The sequence below is a fragment of the Pseudomonas taeanensis MS-3 genome, assembly GCF_000498575.2.
Lineage (GTDB): Bacteria > Pseudomonadota > Gammaproteobacteria > Pseudomonadales > Pseudomonadaceae > Aquipseudomonas > Aquipseudomonas taeanensis.
In genome coordinates, this window is record NZ_AWSQ01000009.1 from 445919 (window position 1) to 472071 (window position 26153).

The 26153-nt window shown below is 57.0% G+C and carries 26 protein-coding genes and 1 pseudogene; 11 read left to right on the top strand and 16 right to left on the bottom strand.

Features of this window, described 5'->3' with window-relative positions; genetic code table 11:
- Positions 1-120 precede the first annotated feature (120 nt).
- The 8 genes from TMS3_RS24820 to TMS3_RS22355 all read right to left on the bottom strand — a co-directional run bounded on the left by TMS3_RS24820 (position 121) and on the right by TMS3_RS22355 (position 4810).
- Positions 121-561: an acetyltransferase gene (locus TMS3_RS24820; RefSeq protein WP_083491822.1), complete on the bottom strand. Its 441-nt coding sequence runs from the start codon at positions 559-561 to the stop codon at positions 121-123.
- A 125-nt stretch (positions 562-686) separates the two neighbouring features.
- Entirely contained in the window at positions 687-938 is a 252-nt protein-coding gene (locus tag TMS3_RS25195; RefSeq protein WP_152985552.1) for a hypothetical protein, read from the bottom strand.
- Between the two features lie 89 nt (positions 939-1027).
- On the bottom strand, positions 1028-1366 hold the full coding sequence (locus TMS3_RS25200; protein ID WP_152985553.1) for a hypothetical protein: 339 nt from the start codon (positions 1364-1366) through the stop codon (positions 1028-1030).
- A gap of 24 nt (positions 1367-1390) precedes the next feature.
- Positions 1391-1921 (bottom strand): hypothetical protein, encoded by a 531-nt coding sequence (locus TMS3_RS22335; RefSeq protein ID WP_025167524.1) that lies wholly within the window; start codon positions 1919-1921, stop codon positions 1391-1393.
- Positions 1922-2011: 90 nt separating this feature from the next.
- Complete coding sequence (locus TMS3_RS22340) at positions 2012-2872, bottom strand: restriction endonuclease (protein WP_025167525.1); 861 nt, start codon at positions 2870-2872, stop codon at positions 2012-2014.
- An 88-nt stretch (positions 2873-2960) separates the two neighbouring features.
- Positions 2961-3596 (bottom strand): hypothetical protein, encoded by a 636-nt coding sequence (locus tag TMS3_RS22345; protein ID WP_025167526.1) that lies wholly within the window; start codon positions 3594-3596, stop codon positions 2961-2963.
- 98 nt (positions 3597-3694) lie between these two features.
- Positions 3695-4330, bottom strand: coding sequence for a hypothetical protein (locus TMS3_RS22350; protein WP_025167527.1), 636 nt, complete (start codon positions 4328-4330; stop codon positions 3695-3697).
- A gap of 120 nt (positions 4331-4450) precedes the next feature.
- Complete coding sequence (locus TMS3_RS22355; RefSeq protein WP_025167528.1) at positions 4451-4810, bottom strand: hypothetical protein; 360 nt, start codon at positions 4808-4810, stop codon at positions 4451-4453.
- Between the two features lie 255 nt (positions 4811-5065).
- On the opposite strand from TMS3_RS22355, the gene TMS3_RS22360 reads away from it, so the two are divergent.
- From TMS3_RS22360 to TMS3_RS22390, 7 genes are all read left to right on the top strand, one after another.
- On the top strand, positions 5066-6541 hold the full coding sequence (locus TMS3_RS22360; RefSeq protein WP_025167529.1) for a flavin-containing monooxygenase: 1476 nt from the start codon (positions 5066-5068) through the stop codon (positions 6539-6541).
- Positions 6542-6912: 371 nt separating this feature from the next.
- Positions 6913-8991: a choline BCCT transporter BetT gene (gene betT / locus TMS3_RS22365; RefSeq protein WP_025167530.1), complete on the top strand. Its 2079-nt coding sequence runs from the start codon at positions 6913-6915 to the stop codon at positions 8989-8991.
- A 17-nt stretch (positions 8992-9008) separates the two neighbouring features.
- On the top strand, positions 9009-10700 hold the full coding sequence (betA, locus tag TMS3_RS22370; RefSeq protein WP_025167531.1) for a choline dehydrogenase: 1692 nt from the start codon (positions 9009-9011) through the stop codon (positions 10698-10700).
- Positions 10701-11089: 389 nt separating this feature from the next.
- A complete protein-coding gene (locus tag TMS3_RS22375; protein ID WP_025167532.1) occupies positions 11090-12019 on the top strand; it encodes an alpha/beta hydrolase in 930 nt (309 codons plus the stop codon).
- Complete coding sequence (locus TMS3_RS22380) at positions 12020-12781, top strand: SDR family oxidoreductase (RefSeq protein ID WP_025167533.1); 762 nt, start codon at positions 12020-12022, stop codon at positions 12779-12781.
- Positions 12782-13198: 417 nt separating this feature from the next.
- Positions 13199-13540 (top strand): ribonuclease E inhibitor RraB, encoded by a 342-nt coding sequence (locus TMS3_RS22385; RefSeq protein ID WP_025167534.1) that lies wholly within the window; start codon positions 13199-13201, stop codon positions 13538-13540.
- Positions 13541-13670: 130 nt separating this feature from the next.
- Positions 13671-14378, top strand: coding sequence for a type 1 glutamine amidotransferase (locus TMS3_RS22390; RefSeq protein ID WP_025167535.1), 708 nt, complete (start codon positions 13671-13673; stop codon positions 14376-14378).
- 60 nt (positions 14379-14438) lie between these two features.
- On the opposite strand, the gene TMS3_RS22395 is transcribed toward TMS3_RS22390, so the two are convergent.
- Positions 14439-15245, bottom strand: coding sequence for a cytochrome c (locus TMS3_RS22395; protein WP_025167536.1), 807 nt, complete (start codon positions 15243-15245; stop codon positions 14439-14441).
- On the bottom strand, positions 15242-15601 hold the full coding sequence (locus TMS3_RS22400) for a rhodanese-like domain-containing protein (RefSeq protein WP_025167537.1): 360 nt from the start codon (positions 15599-15601) through the stop codon (positions 15242-15244). The genes TMS3_RS22395 and TMS3_RS22400 overlap by 4 nt, the downstream gene beginning before the upstream one ends.
- 914 nt (positions 15602-16515) lie before the next feature.
- Here TMS3_RS22400 and TMS3_RS22405 point away from each other — a divergent pair.
- The 3 genes from TMS3_RS22405 to TMS3_RS25365 all read left to right on the top strand — a co-directional run bounded on the left by TMS3_RS22405 (position 16516) and on the right by TMS3_RS25365 (position 20826).
- Positions 16516-17721 (top strand): acetyl-CoA C-acetyltransferase, encoded by a 1206-nt coding sequence (locus TMS3_RS22405; RefSeq protein WP_025167538.1) that lies wholly within the window; start codon positions 16516-16518, stop codon positions 17719-17721.
- A gap of 93 nt (positions 17722-17814) precedes the next feature.
- Positions 17815-19959 (top strand): 3-hydroxyacyl-CoA dehydrogenase NAD-binding domain-containing protein, encoded by a 2145-nt coding sequence (locus TMS3_RS22410; protein WP_025167539.1) that lies wholly within the window; start codon positions 17815-17817, stop codon positions 19957-19959.
- Positions 19960-20238: 279 nt separating this feature from the next.
- A complete protein-coding gene (locus TMS3_RS25365) occupies positions 20239-20826 on the top strand; it encodes a hypothetical protein (protein ID WP_160321045.1) in 588 nt (195 codons plus the stop codon).
- Between the two features lie 205 nt (positions 20827-21031).
- Here the strand turns inward: TMS3_RS25365 and TMS3_RS22420 are convergent, their stop codons facing one another.
- The 3 genes from TMS3_RS22420 to TMS3_RS25370 all read right to left on the bottom strand — a co-directional run bounded on the left by TMS3_RS22420 (position 21032) and on the right by TMS3_RS25370 (position 21789).
- Complete coding sequence (locus TMS3_RS22420; RefSeq protein ID WP_029866571.1) at positions 21032-21262, bottom strand: hypothetical protein; 231 nt, start codon at positions 21260-21262, stop codon at positions 21032-21034.
- A 146-nt stretch (positions 21263-21408) separates the two neighbouring features.
- The gene (ptrC, locus tag TMS3_RS22425) at positions 21409-21606 is read right to left on the bottom strand and encodes a type III secretion system co-regulatory protein PtrC (RefSeq protein ID WP_025167541.1); all 198 of its coding nucleotides are present in this window, start codon (positions 21604-21606) and stop codon (positions 21409-21411) included.
- Between the two features lie 45 nt (positions 21607-21651).
- Positions 21652-21789 (bottom strand): hypothetical protein, encoded by a 138-nt coding sequence (locus TMS3_RS25370; protein ID WP_160321046.1) that lies wholly within the window; start codon positions 21787-21789, stop codon positions 21652-21654.
- A gap of 237 nt (positions 21790-22026) precedes the next feature.
- On the opposite strand from TMS3_RS25370, the gene TMS3_RS22430 reads away from it, so the two are divergent.
- Positions 22027-22755, top strand: coding sequence for an amidotransferase (locus TMS3_RS22430; RefSeq protein ID WP_025167542.1), 729 nt, complete (start codon positions 22027-22029; stop codon positions 22753-22755).
- A 188-nt stretch (positions 22756-22943) separates the two neighbouring features.
- Here the strand turns inward: TMS3_RS22430 and TMS3_RS22435 are convergent, their stop codons facing one another.
- The 3 genes and pseudogenes from TMS3_RS22435 to TMS3_RS26125 form a co-directional block, all read right to left on the bottom strand.
- Positions 22944-23669, bottom strand: a complete 726-nt coding sequence (locus TMS3_RS22435; RefSeq protein ID WP_025167543.1) for a 1-acylglycerol-3-phosphate O-acyltransferase — start codon at positions 23667-23669, stop codon at positions 22944-22946.
- Between the two features lie 186 nt (positions 23670-23855).
- Complete coding sequence (locus tag TMS3_RS26120) at positions 23856-24683, bottom strand: methyl-accepting chemotaxis protein (RefSeq protein ID WP_407691635.1); 828 nt, start codon at positions 24681-24683, stop codon at positions 23856-23858.
- A 30-nt stretch (positions 24684-24713) separates the two neighbouring features.
- Positions 24714-25736: pseudogene (locus tag TMS3_RS26125) on the bottom strand (HAMP domain-containing protein); the annotation flags it as partial.
- Between the last annotated feature and the right edge of the window lie 417 nt (positions 25737-26153).

The window sequence follows — 26153 nt, forward strand, 5'->3', positions numbered from 1 at the left end:
TACAGGTGGCCGCGGGGCGGCAACGCCCAGCACCGGCCGGATATACCAATGCAACCGTACTGACGACAGGGCTGGAAGGGCGTTACTCGGCGCTGGTGAAGAGAGTCCATATACACATTGTTATATTCCGGTTAGCTCCAGGTGGAGTAGTGGGAATGGATTGCCCTGCCCATCTAATGGGGAGCGACCAGTTACACTGAAGCCTAAATGCTCATAAAATCCGGTTGCATCAGGGTTCTGTTCGTTAACGTCAACTTTTCGCGCATCCTGGTTTTTTATAGCATTCTTTAGTAATAGTGATCCGATGCCTTTATTTCTGTGCGATGGAGATATAAAAAGCATTTCAATATTTTGTTCTGCGACCCCAATGAAGCCAACGATTGCATTGCTTTCATCTTTAGCAACTCGCAAGTCTACTGCGTCGAAATAGTGCTCAAGTATTAGAGGTTTAAGAGATTTAATATTATCTTCGCCCAGGAAATCATGTGTGGCACGCACTGATGACTCCCAGATTTCTATTAATGCCAAATAGTCGCTTTTTGTGGCTGTGTCGATTTGCATACGTACCTTAGGAATATAACGTTTGGTTAAGTGGCGGGCTTTAGCCCGTCCTGAGTGAGCGAAGCGAACGACTTGAAGCAGTTGTTATAGGAGTTCGCTAAAGAGCGCTAAAGGGGTCAGAGTGATTAAAAATAAATCACTCCGACCCCTTTAGTCGCGGTAAAACTACGGCTAGGGCTGAAGCCGATTGTCTTGTAGATATGGAAGCGAGGAGCATCAAAGTTCAGCAATTCAACTATGTAATCAGGGTATGCTTCAGCTGATTCCATGATTCGTGTAGCCCATTGCTGCAATTCATCTGTGCTAATTGAGTTGCTGAGGTAGCAATTCACGATAAAGGCAATTGTTGATGAATTTTCTCGGGTGAGTCCGTTCATGATCTGGGTCTAATGATTAAGCTAAGGGGCGGGCTTTAGCCCGACCCAGCGAACGAAGTGAGCGATTTGAGCGACTTGTTATACTATGCTTACTTGCGCCATTCGCTGTAGTTTAGTGGGCTAGGTAGAGTTACTGTTTTTTTCTCTAAGTCTACTACACAAAGCCGAACAGAATAAGGCTCGGTATGGCCTTGATATTTAACTATTTTATAGCCAATTTCCATGACTAATTTCCCATTTTTTGTGTAGGTGTCAAAGACTTTAGGAGCATTTTCTCCGGTAGTAAAAATTCGCATAGATTCATCAAGTAAATTTTTGCACGCCTTTTCAGACATTATTTTTTCTTCTTCTGACGGGCTCCACCCGCAACCACTAATTAGAATTATAATTCCAGTGGCGACTAAGTTTTTTATTTCTTTAATTTTCATGCGGATTAATGCTTTCCGTAGTGGTCAGTTGGTTTGTGAAGTAATGATTTGTTCAATAATACAAGGCGCTTCTAGTTTTTCGATGCTTGAAACTGTATAGTTTTCTCCGGATGCACCTTGTGCAATTGGATGGGAGCCATATTTTTTGAGATGATGCCTGATTATTTGAATTTCAATATTTTTTCGGGATTTTGAATCATTTTCTGTATCAAGTATAAATATTTTTAGGCGAATTTTCTTTCCGGACCAATAGTAATATGACAGTGTGTAGTTGGTTCCCGTGTCGCCGCCAATAGTAGCTTCTGTACTGATGTGCTGAGTAAACCGCATGCCAGTTTTTTTCTGTCTTCCTGCTTCGCCAATGTATAAGATATTTCCATCTTGCTTGGGGTAATTAATCTGTTCGTTTTCTAGGCTGTACATGTAGATTAAATCAACACCATCGCCTAGCTTTTCATGGTTTTTTAAATTAATTAATGATTTCCTGTCGACTTCAGTGTCTTTAATTATGGTGATATCAATATCAGGCGTGCCGTTTGAAAGGAATTTAGCCATGGTTGCTCATGTTGTATAACGTTTGGTTAAGGGGCGGGCTTTAGCCCGTCCCAGTGAGCGAAGTGAACGGTTTGAACCAGTTGTTATATTCTACTTCCAATCTTTAATGATTCTGTCCTTAAAGATTGCCGTTGAGGAGCCCTTATGTAGATACTCAATTACGCCGACCAGCTCTTTTGAGAAATCAATATTTATTGGGTTGATGATTGGTTTTTGTCGAAAAAAATCAACCTCATAAGAAAGCATTTTAAGTCTTAGCCCATTGTTAATGAGATACGCTTCTTGAAAAGTCTCCGAATGGGTTAAGTCTCCGTACTCTCCATTCGCTTTTGAGTCTAATCTATATGCTAAGTCATATAGTGAGTAAGTTTCATTCTTTACAGCGTCTTCAATGAAGATTTCATTATTCATGCCGGACGAAATTAATTGTGAGCTTGTGTTTAGGTTTGTATTTTCTTTTGCCCAGTTTCCGTCTATGCGAGGCCGGAAATTGGTTATTCTTGGGCAGGGTAGAATCTGCATTTCAATGTTGATTTCTCTAACTAGTGGGTTTCCGTCCTTGTCTTCCCAGTCATCATCACGTTGCTTGCGGACAATTAGAAGGTCCATTCGGTTGGCTTTTGCCTTTGCCTCTGCGCCACTTTGGTAGCCTGTCTTGGTTGCGAATACTGGCTTTAAGTCTGGTATGTCGCGTATCTTCCCAATAAGGGCATCAATTTTTTCAATTGAGACGCGCGAGGCGTAATCTTTGCATTCAATTACTGTTTTGTATGTTACACCAGCTAATTCGTATTCCCAGTACAGGTCAAATTCGCGCTCAATCCCGAAGTTATCAAGTATCTTCTTATTTATCTCGATTTCGATGTTCTTTTGTTCGGAGAATTTCTCCGAGTCCAAAAGTGCTTGCTGGAGGCTTTTTACGAATTTTTCGTAATCTTTTCCATCAGACATTCGTGATATCTCTGCGAATATAACGTTTGGTTAAGGGGCGGGCTTTAGCCCGTCCCGAGTGAGCGAAGCGAACGACTTGAACCACTTGTTAGACATAAGGTTGCGCGGACTGGTTTTTAACTATTATTAATTTCGTGTGTTTGCCTTGGCTGCTAACTAATTTTTCGCCACGCTTAATTTTTATGAATGATTTTAGTGAATCAAAGGCGAAGAAGCCAAATACTGGCATTGTTATGATGGCCAAGCCCATGAACTGATTTATGTTAAGACCTAGAGGTTTGAATAATAGGAGCGGCGAGAGGGCTATAAATGCGCCGAAGAAATATATAAGTACGTGTACTGTCTTTCTCCAGTTTCGGGAAAAGTCGCTTTTATATTTCTGGGAGAACTCGATCTTGAAATTTCCATTTTGGGAGATGTGCTCAAGATATTGCCGGGATAATGCGTAATCCTTAAGGCAGGTGTCTGGGTTTTCAAGTGACAATACGTATTCTATTTCTTTGCTTTTTATGGAGGTTGTTCCCGCAATAGCGTAGTAGCCTTTCTCTATTGCCAATGGGTGCAGCTTTGGCTCTTGAGCGATATCACGTAGGAATTCTTTTGCGAATCTGTATTCTTCACGAAGCTTGTTTTTGCTGCTGGTAGTGAATTCATAAATTATTTTTGCAACTCCGAGTATGCCTAACACAGCAGTTACTAATTTAAATATTGTTTCGATTTCCACGGATACGTCCTTGTGTCTAACGTTTGGTTAAGGGGCGGGCTTTAGCCCGTCCCAGTGAGCGTAGCGAACGATTTGAACCAGTTGTTACATGCCGTACGCTACAGCTTTATATATGCTTCTGCGAATGCTTTGTCTAACTCGGCGATCGACTGATATTTAGTTGTTGCGATTCTGATCGAGAGATTAGCAAGGTCACTTACTTTCTTCTCATACTCTTCTTTTTGGTTAAGTATTTCATTCGGCTTTGTGCCTAGATCAATTCCTGGATGTTCTAATTTCTTTTCAAGCATATATTCCGAGGAGCGTGAAGAGCGATCAATTACTTTTTGATGTAAGTCGATTTGTTGTGCTACAACGCCAAAGATTGTTTGCTTGTAGGACGCTATCTTTTCGTTGTCCAAAATTGCTTTTGTGTGTGATAGTTGATGTTCTTGTGTTTCTAAGGTTTTTATTTGTATCTCGTGAAGTTTCAAGAATTCATTTGCTTGAGTTTCCAGCATTTTCTTCTGCAGCCTTATTGTGATTAATATTGCCACTAGAGTCACAAACGAAACTGTTGGTGCAAAAATGCCTCCAATGAAAGAGCCTAATGCTGACCAGTCGGCAGACTCAGTAGAAAACTCGCCATTGAAAATACTTTTGTATAAATAGATTGATAGCGCTAGCCCTATGAATATTCCAAGAATAGAGAGATATAGAAGAATTTCTAGGGGGTCTTTCTTCGTCTTTTTCATGAATGCATATGGCCCTGCAAGGGATGTAACTATAATTATGCGACATGCCTACATATGACCACTGTTTCCGTATCTGGTAACAGTAGCCATATGTAGGCATCGCGTATCCATATCTGACCATCATGGTTCGATGATCCGCTCGCTGAGTCCCAGCTTTATTGCATCGCCCCGACGCATCAGCCACACCTGCCGGGCAGGTTGCCATTTGGCGCCGTGGCTTTTTACCAGTCGCTGCAAATCTGTTTCGTGTCGGAGTATGCGCAAGCCAACGGTTTGCCGGTTCTGGTAAATGCGTTGGGCTGTGCGATTGATGCCTTTATCGGGTGCGGGCTTGCGCTCGATGATCAGTTCGACGGTGGTATAGCTGAGTTGCCGTTTGGAATCGAGGCGGTAGCGCACGGCGACCAGGTCGTCGCCGTAGATTTCGACAAGGCGCTTGGTGCCGTTCTTGCCGGGCTTGAGGGTTTTGACCACGTCCATGTTGGTTCGCCTTGGATAAGGATGCCGGCAGTCTGCCCGAAGCCGCGTGCGCGGCTCAAGCCTGAAGTTGTTTTGCTCACAAGCCTGAAACTCGGCATTGCCGTGTCGGACGCAGCTCGCCGATATGGTGCGGTGAATACTAGGTACGCCTGGGTGTCCGAGACGTAGCAAGGCTTGGCGGCTATGCCATCACGCTATTCTGGCGGGGCGAGTAGCATGCTGGCATTCGCACTACCTGCGATTGGGGAGATAACCATGCACAACAAATCCCAGTCAGGCGCGCCGTTGCGCGTGTTGATTATTGGCAGCGGTTTCGGCGGCCTGGGTATGGCTATTCGCTTGCAGCAGGCCGGGATCGAGGATTTTTTGTTGTTGGAGAAGGCCGGTGAAGTAGGGGGCACCTGGCGCGATAACAGTTACCCGGGTGCGGCCTGTGATGTGCCGTCGCACCTGTATTCGTTCTCCTTCGAGTTGAAAACCGACTGGACGCGCAAGTTCGCACCCCAGGCGGAGATCCTCGACTACCTGCGGCACTGTGTGGCGAAGTACCAGTTGCGTTCGCGTATTCGCCTGAGCAGTGAGGTGCAGTCAGCAGCCTTCGATGAGTCGGCCGGGCTGTGGCAGGTGACCCTGAGCAGTGGCGAGGTGCTCAGCGCCCAGGCGTTGGTCAGTGCCTGTGGCCAGCTCAATCACCCGGCTTACCCGGCGATACCCGGTATCGAGCGTTTTGCCGGCGCTGTCTTCCATTCGGCGCGCTGGCGGCACGATCTGGACTTGACCGGCAAGCGGGTGGCGGTGATCGGTACAGGCGCCTCGGCGATCCAGTTCGTGCCACAGATTCAACCTAAAGTGCAGAGCCTGCATCTGTTTCAGCGTTCGGCGGCTTATGTGATCGCCAAGCCGGATCGCGCCTACCGCGACTGGGAGCTGAAGGTGATGCGCCGGCTGCCCTGGCTGCAGCGCATCGACCGGGCGCTCAAGTACATCCAGCACGAGACGCGAGCTCTGGCTTTCATCAGTTGCCCCTGGTTGATGAAGCCGTTGCAGTTGAGTTTCAAGTGGCACCTGGCCCGGGGTATGACCGATGTCGAACGGCGCCGCAGTCTGTTGCCGGAGTACCCGATGGGCTGCAAGCGCATTCTGATCAGCAACGATTACTATCCGGCGCTGGCGCAAAGCAATGTGCAGATTGTCAGTGAGCCGATCCAGGAGGTTACCCCGACCGGCATCGTCACCGCCGACGGCCGCGAGCATGGCTGCGATGTGTTGATCTACGGCACCGGCTTCACCGCCACGGATTTTCTTGCGCCGATGCGTATCACCGGGTGCAACGGGCTGGAGTTGAACCAGGCCTGGAAGGACGGTGCCGAGGCCTATAAGGGCATCAGTGTCAGCGGCTTTCCCAACCTGTTCATTCTCTATGGACCGAACACCAACCTTGGCCACAACTCGATCATCTACATGCTGGAAAGCCAGTTCAGTTATGTGCTGGGCTGCATTCAGGCGTTGAAGCGCCAAGGCTTGCGCTACCTGGATGTGAAAGCCGAAGTGCAGCTGCGCTTCAACCGGCAGATTCAGGCGAGCGTACGGCAAACGATCTGGGCGCAGGGCTGCAGCAGTTGGTACAAGACCGCCTCCGGCAAGAACACCAATAACTGGCCGGGTTATACCTTCACCTATCGTCGTCTGACTCATGTGCCGGACCTTCGTGACTATCACTGCATGCGCTGAGAGGGGCGTTTGCGCGGGCTCTAGGCTGCAATTGCTTTGTTCAAGTTCGGGAGGTGGATGCGTGACCCCCGAAGCTCGCAGGCGCCACTCGACTGGTGCATTGAGCCTGAGTCAACGCTCTCAGTGTTAGCTCCCCGTGGTTAATGCGGCTAAACGGCTGAACAAGAATGTGTTTGGCAGGTATCAGGCCGGCATTGATTGCCAGTCTTCGGGTTATTGGCTCTCGGTGCGAATTCTTGACTATCGTTATGCCTGTTACCCGGACTGTCGTTCGGGGCGTTTTTCCGAGTGCCAGCGTTAGCCGATCTGACCTGACAGCTGTTGGTTATGCCTGGGCTGCATGGCACTGGCTTCTCCTCAAGGAGACTGGCATGTCCAACGAATCCGAGAGCACGCAAGCAACCCCGGCTGAGCCCAAGGACCGCATCAACCCTATCGTCTTCTACGGCTCGGCTATCGGCATTGTGGCCTTCGCCCTCTGGACCATGATGTTTACCCAGTCGGCCGGTAATGTGATCAACACCATCCTGGCCTGGATATCCGACAGCTTCGGCTGGTTCTATTTCGTTTCGGTGGTGGCGTATTTGCTGTTCGTCATCTGCATTGGCCTGTCGCGCTTCGGTAATCTGAAGCTCGGCCCGGCCCATTCGACCCCCGACTTCAATGTGATCACCTGGGCGGCCATGCTGTTTTCCGCGGGCATTGGTATCGACCTGCTGTTTTTCTGCATCGCCGAGCCGGTGACGCAATTTTTGGCGCCGCCAGTGGGCGAGGGCGGTACTGTCGAAGCCGCTCGCCATGCCATGGAGCTGACCTTCCTGCATTGGGGCGTTTCGGGTTGGGGGGTCTACACGTTGGTCGGTATGTCGCTGGCCTTCTTCAGCTATCGGCACGGTTTGCCGCTGACCATCCGCTCGGCTCTTTACCCGATCTTCGGTAAGCGCATCCATGGTGCCATCGGCCACACGGTGGATATCGCCGCCGTATTGGGCACGGTCTTCGGTATTGCGACCAGTCTGGGCATCGGCATCATCCAGCTCAATTTCGGCCTCAACTACATGTTTGATGTTCCCGAGGGCACGCTCACCCAGGCGGTTCTGGCGGTGCTGATCGTGGTCTTTTCCGCAATCTCTGCGGTGACTGGGGTCGATAAGGGCATTCGCCGCCTGTCCGAGTTCAACATGTTGCTGGCGATGCTCCTGCTGCTGTTTGTGCTGTTCTCCGGTAAAACCCTGTTCCTGCTCAACACCCTGGTGTTGAACATCGGCGATTACATTGGCAATTTTGCCAGCCTGTCGCTGAACACTTACTCGTTTGATCCGCCCACCGACTGGCTGAATGCCTGGACGGTATTTTTCTGGGCCTGGTGGATCGCCTGGGGTCCATTTGTAGGGCTGTTTCTGGCGCGTATTTCCCGCGGGCGGACCATTCGCCAGTTCGTCGCCGGCACGCTGATCCTGCCGCTGACGTTCATGATGGCGTGGATGTCGATCATGGGTAACAGCGCTATCGATCTGGTGATGACCGACACGGGCGTCGCGGAGTTTGGCGTGCAAGCCATGAACAATCCGGGTTCGTCGATTTACCTGTTTCTGCAAAGCTTCCCCTGGGTGGGGCTGACCACTGGGGTGGTGACCGTTCTGGCCATCGTGTTCTTCGTCACCTCGGGCGACTCCGGCTCGCTGGTGTTGTCCAACCTGACTTCGGTGCTGCGCGACCCCAACAACGATGCGCCGGCCTGGATGCGTGTGCTCTGGGCCGCGATCATCGGGGTGTTGACCCTGGCCTTATTGATGGCTGGCGGCCTCGGCGCGCTGCAAGGCACCGTAGTGATCATGGGGCTGCCCTTTGCCGTGACGCTGTTCTTGATGATGTTGGGGCTGTACAAGGCCTTGAAGGTCGAGGGGCTCAAGGAAGACAGTTATCGCGGCAGCATGGCCGGCTACCTGTCCGGGCGCACCATGCTCGATGCAGGCGGCGCGCATAACTGGCGGCAGCGGCTGGCCCGGGCGATGAGCTTCCCCAGCCATGAACAGGTGCAACGTTTTCTGAGCGAAGTGGGTAAGCCGGCGATGGAGTCGATCCATGAAGTGCTGGCCGAGAAAGGCTTCAAGGTGGAGGTCGTCGAGGTGACTGGCGAAGACGAGCACCTTGAACTGAACGTGGACCTGGGCGGCGAGCAGGACTTCACTTACCAGATCTGGCCACGTCGGTGCGCCATGCCGGCGTTCGCCATGCGCGCAACCGGGGCTGGCTCGCATTATTACCGCCAGGAAGTGCACATCGGTGAGGGTGGCCAAGGCTACGACCTGGCCGGCTACACCAAGGAACAGGTGATCGGCGATATTCTCGATCAATACGAACGCCATATGTTCTTCCTGCATACCCAGCGGGAGATGCCTGGTCGCGAGACCAGAATGCCCGATGATCCCGCCACCGCCGGACGCTGAGGCGAAGGAGCCATGCCATGAGCGAGCAAGTCTTCGATCAGGTCTTCGATTACGTCATCGTCGGTTCCGGCTCGGCCGGTTCGGTGCTGGCCGACCGCTTGAGCGCCGATGGCACGCACCAGGTGTTGGTGCTCGAGTTTGGCGGCAAGGACAATTCGATCTTCATTCAGATGCCCACGGCCTTTTCCATCCCGCTGAATAAGCCGCGATTTGACTGGGAGCTGTACACCGAGGCGGAGCCGGGTCTGAAGGGACGCAAGATTCACCAGGCGCGCGGCAAGGTAATCGGCGGGTCTTCCTCGATCAATGGCATGGCCTACGTGCGTGGTTGCGCTGGCGACTATGAAGAGTGGGTTGAGTTGGGCGCCGAAGGCTGGGGTTACGCCGACGTCCTGCCTTACTTCAAACGGGCCGAGGATTGTCTGTATGGCGCCGACCAGTACCGCTCCAGCGGCGGGCCAGTGGGCGTGTGCAATGGCAACAACATGAAGAATCCACTGTACCGCGCCTTTATCGAGGCCGGTCGCCAGGCGGGTTATGGGCAAACCGACGATTACAACGGTTACCGCCAGGAAGGCTTCTGCCGCATGGACATGAGCGTGCGTGACGGGGTGCGCAGTTCAACCGCCAATGCTTACCTGAAGCCGGCCTTGAACCGGGTCAATCTGCACCTGCAGATGCACGCCCTGACCACTCGGGTGTTGCTGGAGGGCAAGCGCGCGGTGGGGGTCGAATATCGTCAGCAGGGCAAGACGTTTCGGGTCCAGGCCCGGCGCGAGGTGATCCTCTGCGCCAGTGCCTTCAATTCGCCTAAGTTGCTGATGCTGTCTGGCATAGGCCCCGCCGAACAGCTGCACAAGCATGGCATCGAGGTGGTTCACGACCTGCCCGGGGTCGGCGAGAACCTGCACGATCATCTGGAAGTCTGGGTTCAGCAAGCCTGCACCCAGAAGATCACCCTCAATGGTTGGCTCAACCCGTTCGGGCAACTGCTGATCGGCGCCCGCTGGTTCTTCTTCAAGAGTGGCCTGGGCGCGAGTAACCAGTTCGAGTCCAACGGCTATATCCGCAGTCGGGCCGGCCTCAAGTATCCGGACCTGCAATACCACTTCCTCGCCGGGGCCATCGCCTATGACGGTTCCAGCGCCGCCGAAGGCCATGGCTTTCAGGTGCACTTGGGCGCCAACAAGCCGAAGAGCCGGGGTTATGTGCGGCTGAAGTCCAGCGACCCGGCTGCCGCGCCGGAGATATTTCTCAATTATCTGGATGAAGAGGAAGACAAGCAGGCCTTCCGCGCGGGCTTGCGCCTGACCCGGGAGATATTTGCCCAGCCGGCTTTCAAGCCTTTTCTTGGCGAGGAGCTTTCGCCGGGCAAACAGGTGCAGAGTGACGACGAGATTGACGACTGGCTGGCCCGGAGCGCCGAAACGGCTTATCACCCCTGCGGCTCCTGCCGCATGGGTACCGACCCGATGGCGGTGGTCGATCCCCAATGCAGGGTTCACGGTATCGACAATCTGCGCGTGGTGGACTCCTCCATCATGCCCACAGTCACCAACGGCAATCTCAATGCACCGACCATCATGATCGGCGAGAAAGGCGCGGATCATATTCTCGGCAGAGGGATGCTGAAACCTTCGGATGCGCCGGTATTTGTTGTCCCGGATTGGGAGCTCAGTCAGCGCGAGCGAGGGCCGACAAACGGCTGAACAGGGCTGCTGATAACGCGACCTTGAGCTGTTTAGGGCCAGAAAAGATCCGCCGGCAACCCGATGCCCGCTGGGTTGGCCGCGACTCACAGTGTATTGGCCGGCCATGCCATCGCGATTGCACGGCGTGGCGTTTGCGTTTCTGCTGCTCACCTGGCCTGGTCTGTTGTCTTCGATAAGCGCCGCTCGCGGCGGCATTGAGTCCTTGCATCCGCCGAGGCAGGACGGTCGCGCTGTTTCAATCTGCCGCTGTCAGGCGTTACTCAACTAAGGGTGGGGGCACTGGGTGGCAACGACTGGTAGAAAGACCCCGCGGTTGGAGCAACCACAATAAGTCCAGCTTGACCCTCACTTACTGCTGCATGACCCGCGTACTGGAGTTGATCGCTATGAATGCGTCCGTTGAGTTTATCGCCCCGGCCGTTGGGCAGGCGCTGTTGCGCAAGCTGTTACGCGGCGCCCTAAGACTGTTGTTTCGCGGCCTGGTGCGTCCGCCGATGCCGATTGCAGGGCAGCGTGCGGTGCTCACTGTGCTGACGGCGATTAGCCCACCCGTGCATGGCGTCAGCCGTACGGCAGGCACCCTCGGCGGTCGACCCTGCGAGTGGCATCGACCGCAACAGAGCAACGGCAGTGTGCTGCTCTACCTGCATGGCGGCGCTTATCTGATCGGCGGGCCGCATACCCACCGGGCGATTTGCGCCAATCTGGCCCAGCGCGGCCAGCTCGACGTCTGCGCCCTGGATTACCGCCTGGCCCCCGAGTTCCCCTATCCTGCGGCGCGCGACGATGCGCTGGCGGCTTATCGCGAATTGCTTGAGAGGGGCTACAAGCCGGAACAGATTGTCATCGGTGGCGATTCGGCGGGAGGCAACCTGAGCCTGATCACCAGCCTGCGCCTGCGTGAGTTGAAGCTGCCGCAGCCGGCGGCGCTGGTATGTTTGTCACCGGTTACCGACTTTACCTTCGCGCAACTGCACCAGCCGCCTGCCGGCGATCCTTTGCTCCACCCTCGATGGCTCGAGCAAGCGTTGGCGTTGTACTGCCCGCAGGAGGTGTCGCACGATGATCCGGGTCTGTCGCCGCTGTTCGCCGACCTTGCCGGCTTGCCGCCGCTGTTGATCCAGGTGGGGGAGGATGAAGTCTTGCTCAACGACAGCCTGCGTTTCGCCGAAAAGGTCCAGGCGGTGGGGGGCGTCGTGCGCCTGGAGCGCTATCCGCAACTGTGGCATGTGTTTCAGGCCCATGCCGGCATACTCAAGGCGGCGGATTTCGCCCTCGGCCGGGTGGTGAGCTTTCTGCGCGAGCGGGGTTGCTGAATGAGCAACATCCTGATCAGCGGCGCGGCCTCGGGAATTGGCGCGGCTACAGCGCGCTTGTTTCACGCGCGTGGCTGGCAGGTGGGTCTGCTCGATATCGAGCCCGCCGGTTTGGCGGAGCTGGCGAGCGAGCTTGGCGGCGCCTGGCATGCCCAGTTGGATGTGGTGGATGCTGTCGCCGTGCAGACCGCTTTGGCTGCCTTCTGCGCGCTGCATGGCGGCCAATTGCGTCTGTTGTTCAACTGTGCAGGCGTTCTGCAATGTGGCTACTTCGAGGAGATCGAACTGGCCGAGCATGCTCGAATCATGCAGATCAACGTGCTCGGCCTGCTGAACATGACCCATGCGGCATTTCCCTACCTGCAAGCCACGGCGGATGCTCAGGTCATCAACATGGGTTCGGCCTCGGGGTTGTATGGGGTGCCGCATCTGGCCAGCTATTCGGCCTCCAAGTTCGCGGTACGGGGGCTGACCGAGGCACTCGACCTGGAGTGGGCCAGGTACGGCATTCGAGTCGGCGACTTGATGCCACCGTTCGTCAGCACGCCCATGCTGGTCAACCAGCGCTTCGAGGCGCCGGTCATGCGGCGTATGGGCGTCAAACTCAAGGCCGAAGACATTGCCGCGGCTGTCTGGCAGCAGGCGCAGAGCGCAGCGGTACATCGGCCGGTCAGTGCGTCGTTCAAGTTGATGTACTGGGCCGGGCAGCTTTCCCCGGCCTGGATCAACCGGCTGATCATGCGCTGGCTTAGTCGTGACTAGCGTGCATCAGCAATCATTCAGGCCATCGCAGCGGATGGCTGCAGGCGCTGTCTGTGCTCTACTGAGCACAAAACTTTCGGTTGTATTCAAACCGTGGGCAGCTGGCCTCTGCGCCGGATTTTCCGGGGCTTGAGCCATGCTTGCCGATGTGGCGGCCTGACGCTGGTTTGTCACCAGATGTCTCGATAGTCGGCAAATATGCCGTGCAGGCACTACTCTACAGTGGACAGCTATGAGTTTTTCGCGCTGAATGACTCTACGTCGACCAGTCCTGGCTTCAGGTCTGGCTTATGACAGATCAAGCAGCCCTTGCTTGATTCTCGGGCGGCACCGCTTCAGGTGTCGCGACACCGCCTCGGTTCTGGCGGTTGCAATGGGAAAGCGGTTAATCCATCCATCGCCTGAGGAGATTACTTCATGAGCACAGCCATACATGATGATGTCAGCAGCGGTGTGTTACGGCGGATGAAGGAGGGCGGCTTCGACTTCGCCAGCTTTCATCCAATCGAGTTCTACGCCATTTTTCCGGATGAGGAGCGGGCTCGACTGGCGGCTGGTAATTTTCGTGGTGAATCCTTGAATGCTCAGGTCAGTGCGCGTGACGACGGCGTCTGGCACCTGCAAGTCAGTAAAGTGATGTTTGCAACTCACGTAGGCATTGGTGATTTCGAGCAGGACATGGAGTCGGTCGTGATCCCGCTCGGCGGCAAGCTGGATGGTTGGGGCGTGACGCAGGAGGTCAAAAGCCTCAGGCCGTGATCGCCGTATACGGCCAGCAATAGCCACTGGTCGGCCCAGCCGGCCGGTGTGCTTCTTCACTCAAGCAATCCGCTGTAGCGGGCTCGACCCTCACCTCCGCTTTGCCTCACACTGTGCGGCGGAGGCTGTTATGACCCATATCCTTATTCTGACTCATACCGATTACTGCACACCGGGCCACTTGGGCAAGGTGCTGGATGAGGCGCAACATGACTTCAGCGTGTTGCGCGTTGACCTTGGCGAGCTGGATGGTTTCGACCTGGATCGACCGAAAGCGGTGGCGATCATGGGCGGGCCGATGAGTGTTAACGACACCTTGCCGTGGCTGGACACGGAAATTGCCGCGTTGAGGCATTTCATCCGGCGCGATATTCCGATGATTGGTCACTGCCTGGGTGGCCAATTGCTGGCCAAGGCATTGGGCGCCGAGATCAGTCGCATGAGCTACACCGAAAGTGGTTGGCAGTCCGTCCACCAGGCAACTGAATCTGCCCCGAGTCCATGGCTGGCGCACCTGCCAGCACAGTTCCCGATCTTTCAATGGCACGGCGACACCTTCGCCCTGCCTGTGGGGGCGCAGCGTCTGCTGTCTAACTCTTGGTGTGAGAATCAGGCATTTGCCTGGGGCGACAAGATTCTCGCTGTGCAGGGCCACCCGGAGATGAACGAGGAGTTGGTGCGGCTATGGCTCAATGACTGGTCGCACTTGCTCGACGACAGTCAGCCCAGCCAGCAGAGCAAGGCGCAGATGCTTGAGGAGCTGCCAGGCAAAGTGGCCGCTCTCAACCAGGTGGCTGAAGGCTTCTATCGGCATTGGTTGCAGTTGGCGTTCGCCTGAAGACGCTTTCAGCTGCCGTGACAACTCCGAGTTGAGGCCTGACGACAAGCGAGTTGCGCGCTACTGAGCGTTGCGCTTGCGCCCGGCCATATGCCGCAGGTAAGCCAGCAGTTGGCTCAGCTCCTCATCGCTTAATACCGCCTGGTTAAACCCCGGCATCTTGCCTTGCGGCCAGCGCCGCAGGCTCTGTGGATCGCGGATATAGGCAACGAGGAAGTCGCTGGCGAAGTATTCGGTCGGGTTATGCGGCAGGTTCAAATCCGGGCCGAGCTGCGAGTCGCCTGCTGTGTTCAGCCTGTGGCAGGCCATACAATGTTTCTGGTACTGGGCGAAGCCTGCCTGCACCGCGGGCTCGGCAGCGCTGGCCGGCAACAGGGCGGGGAAACGCTCTGCCACAGGCGCAAGTCTGCGGATGCTGGCAATCTTGAATGGCCACTGTTCCGGCCCGATGCGCGCAGCTTGCGGGTTCTGCCACACCAGATAAAAGGGCCCGGCGCTGGCTTTTCCTGCGCTGAGCGCTGGCCAGGGCCGGGCCGGATCTTCCACTGCCAGCCAGGCTTGGGCAGCGCTCGACTTGAGGAGCGGGGCGGCGGGTAGCTCTGCGGCGAATCCGTCCATGGCCAGCACTTGCAGATGGTCGCCAGGTTGCACGTCAGTGAGCAGTGCCGCCAAAGGAACGGCTTGGTAGTGCATGTTGCGCTTGTAGCTGACGTCGTCGGCGATCACGATCTGTTGCGTCCGTGGGTGGGCGAGTAGCTCGACGGTGCTCCAGGTGCGGCTGGCTGCACCGATGCTCAGGGTCAGTTCGGCAGCTTGTGCTGCGCCAGCAAAGATCAGCAGGGCGAGGATCAGTCCAGCCGGATTCAATCTTGCGCTTCCAGCTCTGCTTTCAGCTGTTCGTAGCCGCCGGCATTGATCACGTTGCGGTAACCCAGTGCTTGAAGGCTATCCTGGGCAATGCTCGAACGCCGGCCGCTGCGGCAATAGAGAACGATGACGGTGTCTTTTTCCGGCGCCAAGGTGGCAATCTGCGCCGCGATCTGTTCGTGGCCAATACGCGCCGCGCCGGGCAAGGCGCCGGCAGCGAACTCTTCAGCCGTGCGCACATCGATCAACAGCGTTTCCGGTGCTTGCAGCGCGCTTAACGCGGCAGGTTGATCGATTTCGCCTGCGCTGACCTGAAGGCCGACCAATAGGGTTAAAGCAGCAAAGAAAAGGCGCATGGCAGTCTTCCCAGGGTGCGCGCGATGGCGCTGTAATCGCAGCGCAAAGGCCTGCTACGGAACATTAGTTCGGTAAGTTTCGCACGCTGGAGAACACTGCGTTAGCAGGATCTGCTGCTGATGTTTGTCGATTCATGGTCGAGTGATAGTCAGCGTTCGAGCAAGTCGACCACTTGACCGTTCTGGCCTGCGATCTATTCGCGCCTATTCTCGTTTGTTGGCCACCCGCGCTACGTTGACCGCTCTACGGCGACACGCAGCGGCGAGGGCAATGGGAGGATCAGCTGACCAGGCGGGTCAGGTTGGGAAGAATAAGAATCACCGCAGTCGCGAAAACGATCAGGCTCGCTTGCCGAATTTTTGTCTGTTTAAACATGGCCATCTGCCTTTTGTTCTTGTTGGTGTGGCGTCTATACCCGCTCTAAAGGCCTGTCGGGTTGCAGCGTCACGCCTGGGCGTGTACTGAAGCTGCTCCGGCAAAACCCGGCAGCGGCATTTTCTACTGCATGCTTACCGCAATGCAGTCTTAGTAACTCTAGGGCTCACATCACAGTTCCTTTAGATGACTTGGTTGCTAGCACATGGCTGCTTGAAACGATGAGTTATGCCCAACTCAGCAGCTGATCAGCAAAAGCCTCAAGCAACCCTTGACCCAGACGCTATCGGGCAGCCGATGCCTGCATTACGCCAGTACGCGACCGTTCGTCTGAGCAGACCGGTCAATAGGCCTGAGCACTTCGGTCATTGAGCCTGTGCGGCCTGGGCGTATGGTAGATCCGCCGAACAACAACAGGCGCAGTCAAGTGCGATGAGTCTGCCGAACCTAAGGCAGTCCCATATGCCGAATCCCGACAGGCCCCTGTCAGGCTACGACGCGCCGTCAGCTACCCCTCCCCAGGAGGTTTGAGGACGCCATGACCGAAGCATTTATTTTCGATGCGCTGCGCACGCCCCGCGGCAAAGGCAAGAAGGACGGCGCGCTGTATAGCGTCAAACCGGTCAACTTGATCGCCGGCCTGCTCAAAGCCCTGCAAGCACGTAACAACCTGAACACCAGTCAGGTCGATGACATCGTCCTCGGGTGCGTCACCCCGGTGGGCGATCAGGGTGCCGACATCGCCAAGACCGCGGCTATGGTGGCGGACTGGGACGTCAGTGTCTCCGGTGTGCAGCTCAACCGTTTCTGCGCTTCGGGCCTGGAAGCGGTGAACCTGGGCGCGATGAAGGTGCGCTCCGGTTTTGAAGATTTGGTGGTGGTCGGCGGGGTGGAGTCCATGTCGCGGATTCCCATGGGCTCCGACGGTGGCGCCTGGGTGATGGATCCGGAAACAAATCTGCACACGCATTTCACTCCGCAGGGCATCGGCGCGGATCTGATCGCCACCCTGGAGGGCTTCAGCCGTGCCGATGTCGATGCCTTCGCCCTAGGCTCGCAGCACAAGGCCGCACGCGCCAGCGCCGATGGTTCGTTCAGCAAGTCGCTGATTCCGGTCACCGATCAGAACGGCATCGTGCTGCTCGACCATGACGAATTCATTCGCGGCGACTCCACCCTCGAGGGACTCGGCAAGCTCAAACCGAGTTTCGAGATGATGGGCCAGATGGGCTTCGACAGCACCGCGCTACGGGTCTACAGCCATGTCGAGCGTATCGACCATGTGCACACCCCGGGCAATAGCTCCGGCATTGTCGACGGTTCGGCGCTGATGCTGATCGGCTCCGCGGCCAAGGGCAAGGAGCTGGGCCTCAAGCCGCGCGCGCGCATCGTCGCCACCGCCGTGACTGGTACCGATCCGACCATCATGCTCACTGGCCCAGCGCCGGCCACTCGCAAGGCGCTGGCCAAGGCCGGCCTGCAGGTGGATGACATCGACCTGTTCGAGGTGAATGAGGCGTTCGCTTCGGTGGTGATGAAATTTATGAAGGACATGGGCGTCAGCCAAGACAAGGTCAACGTCAACGGCGGCTCCATTGCCATGGGCCACCCGCTGGGGGCGACCGGTTGCGCCATCCTCGGCACCCTGCTCGACGAGCTGGAGAAGCGCCAGTTGCGCTACGGCCTGGCCACTCTCTGCGTGGGTGGCGGCATGGGTATAGCCACCATCATCGAGCGCATGTAGGAGCCAGCTTGCTGGCGATACGTCATACCCCGGATCGCGAGCAAGCTCGCTCTTACAGGGCTGACGGCACAAGAATTCACGGGAACAGAAAAAATGACTGACGCCATCCGTTACGCAAAAGGCCCGGACAACATCGTGGTCCTGACCATGGACATGCCGGGCCAGAGTGCCAACACCATGAACGCGGTGTATCGCGAGGCCATGGCCGAGACCGTCGAGCGTCTGGAGGCCGAGAAAGACAGCATCGCCGGCGTGATCATCACCTCGGCGAAGAAGACCTTCTTCGCCGGCGGCGACCTCAACGAGCTGATCAAGGTCGGCAAGGCCGACGCCAACAACTTCTATCAGATGATCCTGCGGATCAAGGGTCAGCTGCGCCGCCTGGAAACTCTAGGCAAGCCGGTGGTGGCCGCAATCAATGGCGCGGCCCTGGGCGGCGGTTGGGAAATCTGCCTGGCCTGCCACCACCGTATCGCCTTGGACAGCTCCAGCGTGCAGCTCGGATTGCCGGAAGTGACCCTCGGCTTATTGCCGGGTGGCGGCGGTGTGGTGCGTATGGTCAGGCTGCTCGGTCTGGAAAAAGCCCTGCCTTATCTCGTCGAAGGCAAGAAGGTACGTCCGCAGGAGGCTTTGAAGGCTGGCCTGATCCACGACATCGCCAGCGATAAGGACGAACTGCTGGTCAAGGCTCGCGCCTGGATCGCCGCCAACCCGGCGCCGATGCAACCTTGGGACACTGCCGGCTACAAGATTCCCGGCGGCACGCCATCGAGTCCCAATGTGGCGCAGATGCTGGCCATCGCACCCTCGGTGCTGCGTGACAGGACCAAGGGCTGTTTCCCGGCGCCGGAGAAGATCATGTGCGCGGCCGTGGAAGGCGCCCAGGTCGATTTCGACACCGCGCAGATCATCGAAGCCCGCTACTTCACCGAGCTGACCACCGGGCAGGTGGCGAAGAACATGATCGGCACCTTCTGGTTCCAGCTCAATGAGATCAACGCCGGCGGCTCGCGTCCGCAAGGTTTTGCCCCTTACACCACCAGGACGGTCGGGGTTCTCGGTGCCGGCATGATGGGCGCCGGCATTGCCTATGTCTCGGCCGCCGCCGGTATTGAGGTGGTGCTCAAGGACGTGTCCATCGCGGCGGCAGAGAAGGGCAAGGCCTACACGGCCAAGCTGCTGGAGAAGAAGGTGGCGCGCGGTCAGATGAGCGTAGAGAAGCGCGATGCTTTCCTCGCTCGCATCACCGCCACGGACAGCGAAAGCGATTTCGCCGGCTGTGACCTGATCATCGAGGCGGTGTTCGAGGACCGTGACCTCAAGGCCAATGTCACCGCCGCGGCAGAACGGGCAGCCTTGAGCGATGCAGTGATCGCCTCAAACACCTCGACGCTACCGATCACCGGCCTGGCCACTGCGGTACAGCATCAGGACAGATTCATTGGCCTGCACTTCTTCAGCCCGGTCGACAAGATGCCGTTGGTGGAAATCATCAAGGGCCAGCAGACCAGCGACGAGACCCTGGCGCGCGGCTTCGATTACGTCATGCAGATCAAGAAGACCCCTATCGTGGTCAATGACAGCCGCGGCTTCTTCACCTCGCGGGTGTTCGGCACCTTCACCAACGAAGGTATCGCCATGCTCGGTGAGGGTGTATCGGCGGCGATGATCGAGACCGAGGCGCGCAAGGCCGGTATGCCGGTGGGGCCGCTGGCGATCAGCGACGAAGTGTCGATGAGCCTGATGAACCATATTCGCCAGCAGACCATCAAGGACTTGAGCGAGGAAGGTAAGGCGATTGCGCAGCACCCTGCTTACGCTGTCATCGAGCTGATGCTCAACGAGTACAAGCGCCCAGGCAAGGCCGCCGGTGGCGGTTTCTATGAATACCCGGTCGGCGGCAAGAAGCATCTCTGGCCAGAACTGAAGCGCCGTTTCGAGCAGGCCGATGCGCAAATTGCCGCGGAAGACGTGCGTGACCGCATCCTGTTCATCCAGGCCATCGAAACCGTCCGTTGCGTGGAGGAAGGCGTGCTGACCTCGGTGGCCGACGCCAATATCGGCTCGATTTTCGGCATCGGTTTCGCCGCCTGGACCGGCGGCGCGTTGCAGTTCATCAACCAGTACGGGATCAAGGACTTCGTCGCCCGCGCGCATTACCTGGCCGAGCAATACGGCGAACGCTTCCTGCCGCCGGCCTTGCTGCTGGAAAAGGCGGCTAAAGGAGAACGCTTCTAGGGGAAGGCGTCCCGTAACGACAAACCGGCTCACCTAGAGCCGGTTTTTTATCGTCCAGCAGATCCGAATGGCTATTGGGGATTAGGGGTATGGGAACCCGCCAACATTGTCGTCTGGTCTGGTTCTGCACGAGGAGTGTCGCGCTACCTGCTCATCGGGTCGCGGGTCTGACCCCACTCGTCAGGCTTACAACTGCATTTGTGAAGCAGGCCGAACTTTGTCAGTGGCGGCCAGTCTGCTTGTGACAGGCTTCCGTGGCGACGGAGCTAGACTTCGATCATGTACACGGTCTACCTGAAGTTGGGGGCCGTATCGCGCCCTGGAGAGTTGTTCATGCTGATAATGAAAACATTGGTGAAGCTGTCATTTTGCGCATTGATGCTGTCGTCCCTGGCCGTGCCGCAGATGAACCTGTTGATCGACTCGGCCTATGCTAAAGGCGGCGGCGGCGGCGGCGGCGGCGGTGGCGGTGCTGGCGGAGGTCATGGCGGCAGTGGTTCGGGTGGAGGCCATGGTGGCGGCATCGGTGGCGGTCGTGATGGTCATGATGGTCACGCCGAGGGCGGCTCGAATGGCAGGGGGAAAGGGGCGAGCGCTAGCTCCGGCCATGGTGCGGCGACCTCCGAGGCAGCCAAATCCAAGGAAACAACTGGCCTAGCTAAGGCGATGTCGGTGGTCTCTTCCACACCGGCGGCTTTGGCCGCCGCGCTTGGTCTGCAGAATGCCCTGGCATCCAGCAGCAAGCACGATGCTGAAGCCGATGAGGCTGACGAAGGGGCTGTCGATGGGGCAGATGACAGTCTTGGTGACGATACGGACACCGACGATGGCGGTGCCGAGGGCAGTGAAGTCGGGAATACCGAATAACCCCATGAAGTCTTTAGCTTGACGAAAAGCCCGGCCTTGTACACCGGGCTTTTTCTATGGCGCTGCGGTGTAGTGTCGAGCGTTAGTATCGATGAGCAGAATTGCTAGATAGCGCTGTCCAGCCCGTTGGAAGGCGGGTGCCGTCTGCGCCGCTACGGACGCCAGTGTCGAAATACCGGTCGGACTGCTGTTCGACTGGAGAGACCTAGTCGAGGCTAAAGCGGCCCGTGCCGCTCTTGTTCGTTGGGCTGGGCGGGTTACCGATCAACTGCTTGAGTGAAACGGCCACCTGGATGTTGCGCGACATGCTCGAGTTGCACTCGATATTCCTGGCCAGAGCGCCGGCAGAACCATGGTTGAGGCCGAGCAGCGATAAGCCGTTGGTCATCAAGGCCAGGGCGGCCACGATCAATAAAGGGGTGTTTTGCAGTTTCATGGCGCTCCTGCCAGGGGTGAGTGGTGCTGCGTTCGATCGATGTGGTTCAGCTCCTCAGCAGGGCTACGACCAGCGTGCTGATGTGCTGGGCGACTTGGCTGGGTGCCGCGTTGCCATGGCCCTGTGCGTGGCTTGCTAGGCGGGGTTCAACATGCTTGGCGAGCGCAAACCAGCTGTTGAATCGCCTGGCGTTCGCTCAGTTGCGTCGGCATTTTCAGGGTGGTCAACGTGCCATCGGTCAAGTGGATGACCAGCTCGGACTCGAAGCTCAAGCCATTGCCATCGAGCGTGGCGTAGGTGATGCCGTAAGCGTTCTGCTCGGCTATGGGGTGGCTGGCGTGCATGGCTGTCTCCTGGGTTTGGTGCGCCTTGCGGCGACGCGGATGCGTTTATTCGCTGGCAGGGGCTGTCGTGCTCTCGGCCCGTGCGTTCGCTGTTTTGTTGCGGGAGTACGGGTTGTCGACCTTGGCGCTACGGGTGAATGCGGAGGCGGCGAGCAGGCTGGCGATAGCGGCGAAACGGTTCATGGCAAGTGTCCTTCTGGAGGGTGGGCGATGCCCGATGGCCAGATCATCCGCGCATGGCGTTATCGACAGAAGTGAATGGGCGTTATGCTGACTATCGAGCGCAGTGATAGATATCTGGGCTGGGTAATCGGTCGGGTTTATGCCACGCCGATGGCGCTCCCCACTTGCCTTGCAACGTGACGCAAGGCAGGCTTGAGCACTCTAGTCACCATCATCCGCGTTTCAGGTATCCGCCTCATGCCGCTGCAGATTTGCATTCTGGAAACTGACATTCTTCGTCCCGAACTGATCGACCAGTACCAAGGCTATGGTCGTATGTTCGAACAGCTCTTCGCTCATCAGCCGATTGCTGCCGAGTTCACCGTGTACAACGTGATGCAGGGCAACTACCCACCGGCCAGCGAGCACTACGACGCCTACCTGGTCACGGGCAGCAAGGCTGACTCGTTCGGCAGCGATCCGTGGATCGAAACCCTCAAGACCTATCTGCTTGAACGCTATGCCCACGGCGACAAACTGCTGGGCATCTGTTTCGGTCATCAGTTGCTGGCGCTGTTGCTCGGTGGCAAGGCCGAGCGTGCCGAGCAGGGTTGGGGTGTGGGCACTCATCGTTATCGTCTGGCGCACCAGCCGGCTTGGATGAGTCCTGTGCTGGAGGAGTTGACCCTGTTGATCAGCCACCAGGACCAGGTCACTCAGTTGCCGGAAAATGCCACGCTGCTGGCATCCAGCGAGTTCTGCCCAATCGCTGCCTACTGCATCAATGATCAGGTGCTGTGTTTCCAGGGCCACCCGGAATTCATCCACGACTATTCGAAAGAGTTGCTGGAAATTCGTCAGCAACACATTGGCGAGCCGGCCTACCGCAAGGGCGTGGACAGCCTGCAGCATGCTCACCAGGGGCACACGGTGGGTGAGTGGATGATGCGCTTCGTCGCCCACGGCAAGCAGGGCCTGGATCTTTAGGCGGGTCCGACGAAAGCCTGGCATTGCTGCAATGCCGGGCTTTTTACTGGGATTCGGCTAGCCTCGTAGCCCGGATAAAATCCGGGGCGGCGTTGCTCCCGGATTTCATCCGGGCTGCGGCGGCGCATTCGGTGTTGAGTATCTGTGTAAGTCCCGCATTGGCCGGGCTGTTCCGGTCTAGCTGGTGTTCAGGCGGCGCGTGCCAATTCCTCATCCATGGCATTGATGCACTGTTGCATCTGCGCACGGCAATCGAGCATCAGTTGGGGCAGGTCGTCCAGTTTCAGGCCGGCGGTGGGGATTGCCGGTAATGAACGAATCATGATGTTGCCGCTGTTCCAGCGGTTCAGGCGAATGTGCTTGGCGTAACTGCTGGCACACACCGGGATGATTGGTACGCCGGCGGCAATCGCCATCTGGAAGGCGCCTTTCTTGAAGGGCAAGATATCTTCGCCGAGGTTGCGCGTGCCTTCCGGGAACACCCAGATCGAGGTGTTCTTGTGCTTGAGGGTGCCGGTGGTGGTGAGCATGGCTCGCTTGGCCTTGAGTGCGTTACCGCGGTCGAGCAAGACGTTACCAGCCAACCAATAGAGCTGGCCGAAAAAGGGTACCCATTTCAGGCTTTTCTTGCCGATGCTGACCGTGCGATGCGGCACCACTCGCCCGAGAACGTAAAGATCGTAGTTGGACTGGTGGTTGGCGACTATGACGCAGGCGCTCCTGTGCGCCAGCAGCGATTCGACGTCGGTCTTCAGTTTCAGGCGTAACAGCCAGAGTGCCGGCAATGAGTAGAGGCGGGCGCACAGGCGGCTGTTATCGGGATTGAACGGGCGGCTCAGGCCGAGAAATAGACCGAGGAAACCCGCGAGGATAAAGTGCACGGCCATCGCCAGCATGCGTAGAAAAAAAAGCATTAGTTACGCCCGCCAGATCAAAGGGCGCGCAGTGTACGGGCGTACACTGTTTCCGGCAAATGGCGTTGATCGGAGGCCATTGCCGGCGATTCTGCAGTGTTTCGCGGGGGCGGATCGAACGAGCGCCCAGCCACTCGCACGTTCAACTCCGTGATGCATGGCCGCCCAGCGAGGGCGGCCACAGGTTCACACCTTGAAGCGGCTCAGCAAGCGGTCCTGTTGCCCCACTTGGTCGACCATAACCGCACATTGCTGCACTTGCTGTTCGGCCCCGCTGGCAACTTCATGGCTGATGTCGCGGATGTTGGTGGTGTTGCGATTGATCTCTTCGGTGGTGGCGCTCTGTTCCTCTGCAGCAGTGGCGATCTGCAAGTTCATGTCGTTGATGCGGGTGATCGCCTCGCGGATGCGCCCCAGCATGTCGTTGGCGGCGCTGGCCTCGTCAGCCGTTTTGCTGGCAGTGGCGCGGCTGTGCTGCATGCGCGTCTCGGCTTGCTTCACTCCAGTCTGCAGTTGGTCGATCATCTGGCGGATTTCCTGGGTCGACTGCTGGGTGCGCGAGGCCAGCGAACGCACTTCATCGGCCACTACCGCGAAGCCACGACCCGACTCGCCAGCGCGCGCCGCCTCAATTGCGGCATTGAGCGCGAGCAGGTTGGTCTGGTCGGCGATGCTGGTGATCACCGACAGGATCGATTCGATGCTGTGACTGAGCTTGGCCAGCTCGTTGATCGACTGGCTGGTGTCGTCCATCTCATCGGCCAGGCGCTTGATCGCTGCAGTGGACTGCGAAACCACGGTGACGCCGTTCTCGGTTTCCTGGTCGGCGGCGATGGCGGCTTGAGCGGCGGCCTGAGCGTTGCGCGCAACTTCTTCGGCGGTGGAGGCCATTTCCTGCATGGCAGTGGCCAGTTGGTCCAGTTCCAGCAGCTGTTGTTGCAGGCGGTTAGCCGACTGGTCTGCCTCATTGGAGGTCAGCGTGGTGCTTGCTCTGACCTGACGGGAACTGCTCATCACATCGCCAATCAGGCTCTGCAGGTTCTGTAGAAAACTATTGAACTCGCGCTCGACCAGGGCGATCTCATCATTGCCCTGAGCCGGCAGGCGGCGGGTGAGATCGCCTTCGCCGCGGTTGATTTCGTTCAGCGAACTGTGCAGGTTGGCCAGGGGTTTAAGCAGCCGGCTCATCAGTGCGACCAGCAACAGCAGGCTTAGCGCCACACCGATCAAGGTGCCCACCGCGGCACTCCAGCTCAGGGCGTTGGCTTCGCTCATTACTTTGGCTTCATCGAGTACCACACCGATATACCAATCCATACCGTTGAGGTTGCTCAGCGGGGTGAAGGACACCAGCAGGTCTTTGCCACCGCCGGCAATGGCGGTCACGTTCTGGTTCAGGGCAGGGCTCTTGCCGTCGAACAGGGTGTTGAAGGATTTGCCGTTCAGGCTGGTATCCGGATGCGAGATGATGTTGCCGTTGCGCGCGAGAAGAAACGCGTAACCCGCACCGTTGAAGTTCAGGGTGTTAATGGTGTCAGAGATGGTCTTGAGGCTGATGTCGCCACCGAACGCACCCTGGAACCGGCCTTGATCGCTCAGCTTGGCAACGGCGGAGATCAGAATCTCACCGGTGGCGGCGTCCGGGTAAGGCTCGGTCAGCATCGCATGACTGGCGGACTTTGCCACTGGATACCAGGGGCGCTGCCGAGCATCCCAACCGGTTGGATTCCAGCTGGGGTCATTGGTGATGCGATTACCGTCGCTATCCAGTCCACCGAAAATTAGCAGAAACTGCTGTTTGAGGATGGGTTGGTCAAATACCTGCTGGATCTGTTCTTCGCTGAATTGGCTGTCGATAGTTTGCGCCATCATGTCGATCAACTGCAGCTTACCGTTCAACCAGTTCTCAATCTGTCGAGCCAGAGCGCCACTCGCATCATTAATGCTTGAGGCGGCTTGTTCGCTCAAGCTGGAACGAACCTGGCTGACTTGGACAAACGAAAGCAGGCTGGTGGTGAGAAACAGCACCGTTGCTGCTGCTAGGCCCACTTTATGAGCAATCTTCATACGCGCATGTTCCTTGTTATTAGGTCGGCCACCCTGACGGCTGGGGGCGCGATTCTATACGACTAAAGGCTAGGTTCTTGATGTGATCGGCAGGCGACAGGTTTTCTTGATGAACCGCCGGTCGCTGTTCGACGAGCGGCGTAGCGGTAGCCTGAGATGATAAATATCTGCGCAGGCGGGGCGAGTTGATAGAGCCAGTAACTGGGGGCTGATGGGGCGAGCATCTGACGTTGACCGGCAAGGGGCAAGTTCGGGTATGGGGCGCTTCTGCGCATAAAGCAAAGACTGTCGCACGCTCCTGGGTCTTGAAGGCTTCACCAAGCGTCCGCCTGATGAGACTCGCGTCGCTGCCAGTGCTTCGCAGGTTCAGGTCTTTGGCCGTTGGTCGCATGCCTCCAGGGGAATGAAATCTTTAGT

Excerpts from the sequence above, each read along its gene's own strand:
- TMS3_RS24820 (WP_083491822.1), bottom strand. The coding sequence starts at position 561 with ATGCAAATCGACACAGCCACAAAAAGCGACTATTTGGCATTAATAGAA.
- TMS3_RS25195 (WP_152985552.1), bottom strand. The coding sequence starts at position 938 with ATGAACGGACTCACCCGAGAAAATTCATCAACAATTGCCTTTATCGTG.
- TMS3_RS25200 (WP_152985553.1), bottom strand. The coding sequence starts at position 1,366 with ATGAAAATTAAAGAAATAAAAAACTTAGTCGCCACTGGAATTATAATT.
- TMS3_RS22335 (WP_025167524.1), bottom strand. The coding sequence starts at position 1,921 with ATGGCTAAATTCCTTTCAAACGGCACGCCTGATATTGATATCACCATA.
- TMS3_RS22340 (WP_025167525.1), bottom strand. The coding sequence starts at position 2,872 with ATGTCTGATGGAAAAGATTACGAAAAATTCGTAAAAAGCCTCCAGCAA.
- TMS3_RS22350 (WP_025167527.1), bottom strand. The coding sequence starts at position 4,330 with ATGAAAAAGACGAAGAAAGACCCCCTAGAAATTCTTCTATATCTCTCT.
- TMS3_RS22355 (WP_025167528.1), bottom strand. The coding sequence starts at position 4,810 with ATGGACGTGGTCAAAACCCTCAAGCCCGGCAAGAACGGCACCAAGCGC.
- TMS3_RS22360 (WP_025167529.1), top strand. The coding sequence starts at position 5,066 with ATGCACAACAAATCCCAGTCAGGCGCGCCGTTGCGCGTGTTGATTATT.
- betT (WP_025167530.1), top strand. The coding sequence starts at position 6,913 with ATGTCCAACGAATCCGAGAGCACGCAAGCAACCCCGGCTGAGCCCAAG.
- betA (WP_025167531.1), top strand. The coding sequence starts at position 9,009 with ATGAGCGAGCAAGTCTTCGATCAGGTCTTCGATTACGTCATCGTCGGT.
- TMS3_RS22375 (WP_025167532.1), top strand. The coding sequence starts at position 11,090 with ATGAATGCGTCCGTTGAGTTTATCGCCCCGGCCGTTGGGCAGGCGCTG.
- TMS3_RS22380 (WP_025167533.1), top strand. The coding sequence starts at position 12,020 with ATGAGCAACATCCTGATCAGCGGCGCGGCCTCGGGAATTGGCGCGGCT.
- TMS3_RS22385 (WP_025167534.1), top strand. The coding sequence starts at position 13,199 with ATGAGCACAGCCATACATGATGATGTCAGCAGCGGTGTGTTACGGCGG.
- TMS3_RS22390 (WP_025167535.1), top strand. The coding sequence starts at position 13,671 with ATGACCCATATCCTTATTCTGACTCATACCGATTACTGCACACCGGGC.
- TMS3_RS22400 (WP_025167537.1), bottom strand. The coding sequence starts at position 15,601 with ATGCGCCTTTTCTTTGCTGCTTTAACCCTATTGGTCGGCCTTCAGGTC.
- TMS3_RS22405 (WP_025167538.1), top strand. The coding sequence starts at position 16,516 with ATGACCGAAGCATTTATTTTCGATGCGCTGCGCACGCCCCGCGGCAAA.
- TMS3_RS22410 (WP_025167539.1), top strand. The coding sequence starts at position 17,815 with ATGACTGACGCCATCCGTTACGCAAAAGGCCCGGACAACATCGTGGTC.
- TMS3_RS25365 (WP_160321045.1), top strand. The coding sequence starts at position 20,239 with ATGTACACGGTCTACCTGAAGTTGGGGGCCGTATCGCGCCCTGGAGAG.
- TMS3_RS22420 (WP_029866571.1), bottom strand. The coding sequence starts at position 21,262 with ATGAAACTGCAAAACACCCCTTTATTGATCGTGGCCGCCCTGGCCTTG.
- ptrC (WP_025167541.1), bottom strand. The coding sequence starts at position 21,606 with ATGCACGCCAGCCACCCCATAGCCGAGCAGAACGCTTACGGCATCACC.
- TMS3_RS25370 (WP_160321046.1), bottom strand. The coding sequence starts at position 21,789 with ATGAACCGTTTCGCCGCTATCGCCAGCCTGCTCGCCGCCTCCGCATTC.
- TMS3_RS22430 (WP_025167542.1), top strand. The coding sequence starts at position 22,027 with ATGCCGCTGCAGATTTGCATTCTGGAAACTGACATTCTTCGTCCCGAA.
- TMS3_RS22435 (WP_025167543.1), bottom strand. The coding sequence starts at position 23,669 with ATGCTTTTTTTTCTACGCATGCTGGCGATGGCCGTGCACTTTATCCTC.
- TMS3_RS26120 (WP_407691635.1), bottom strand. The coding sequence starts at position 24,683 with ATGAGCAGTTCCCGTCAGGTCAGAGCAAGCACCACGCTGACCTCCAAT.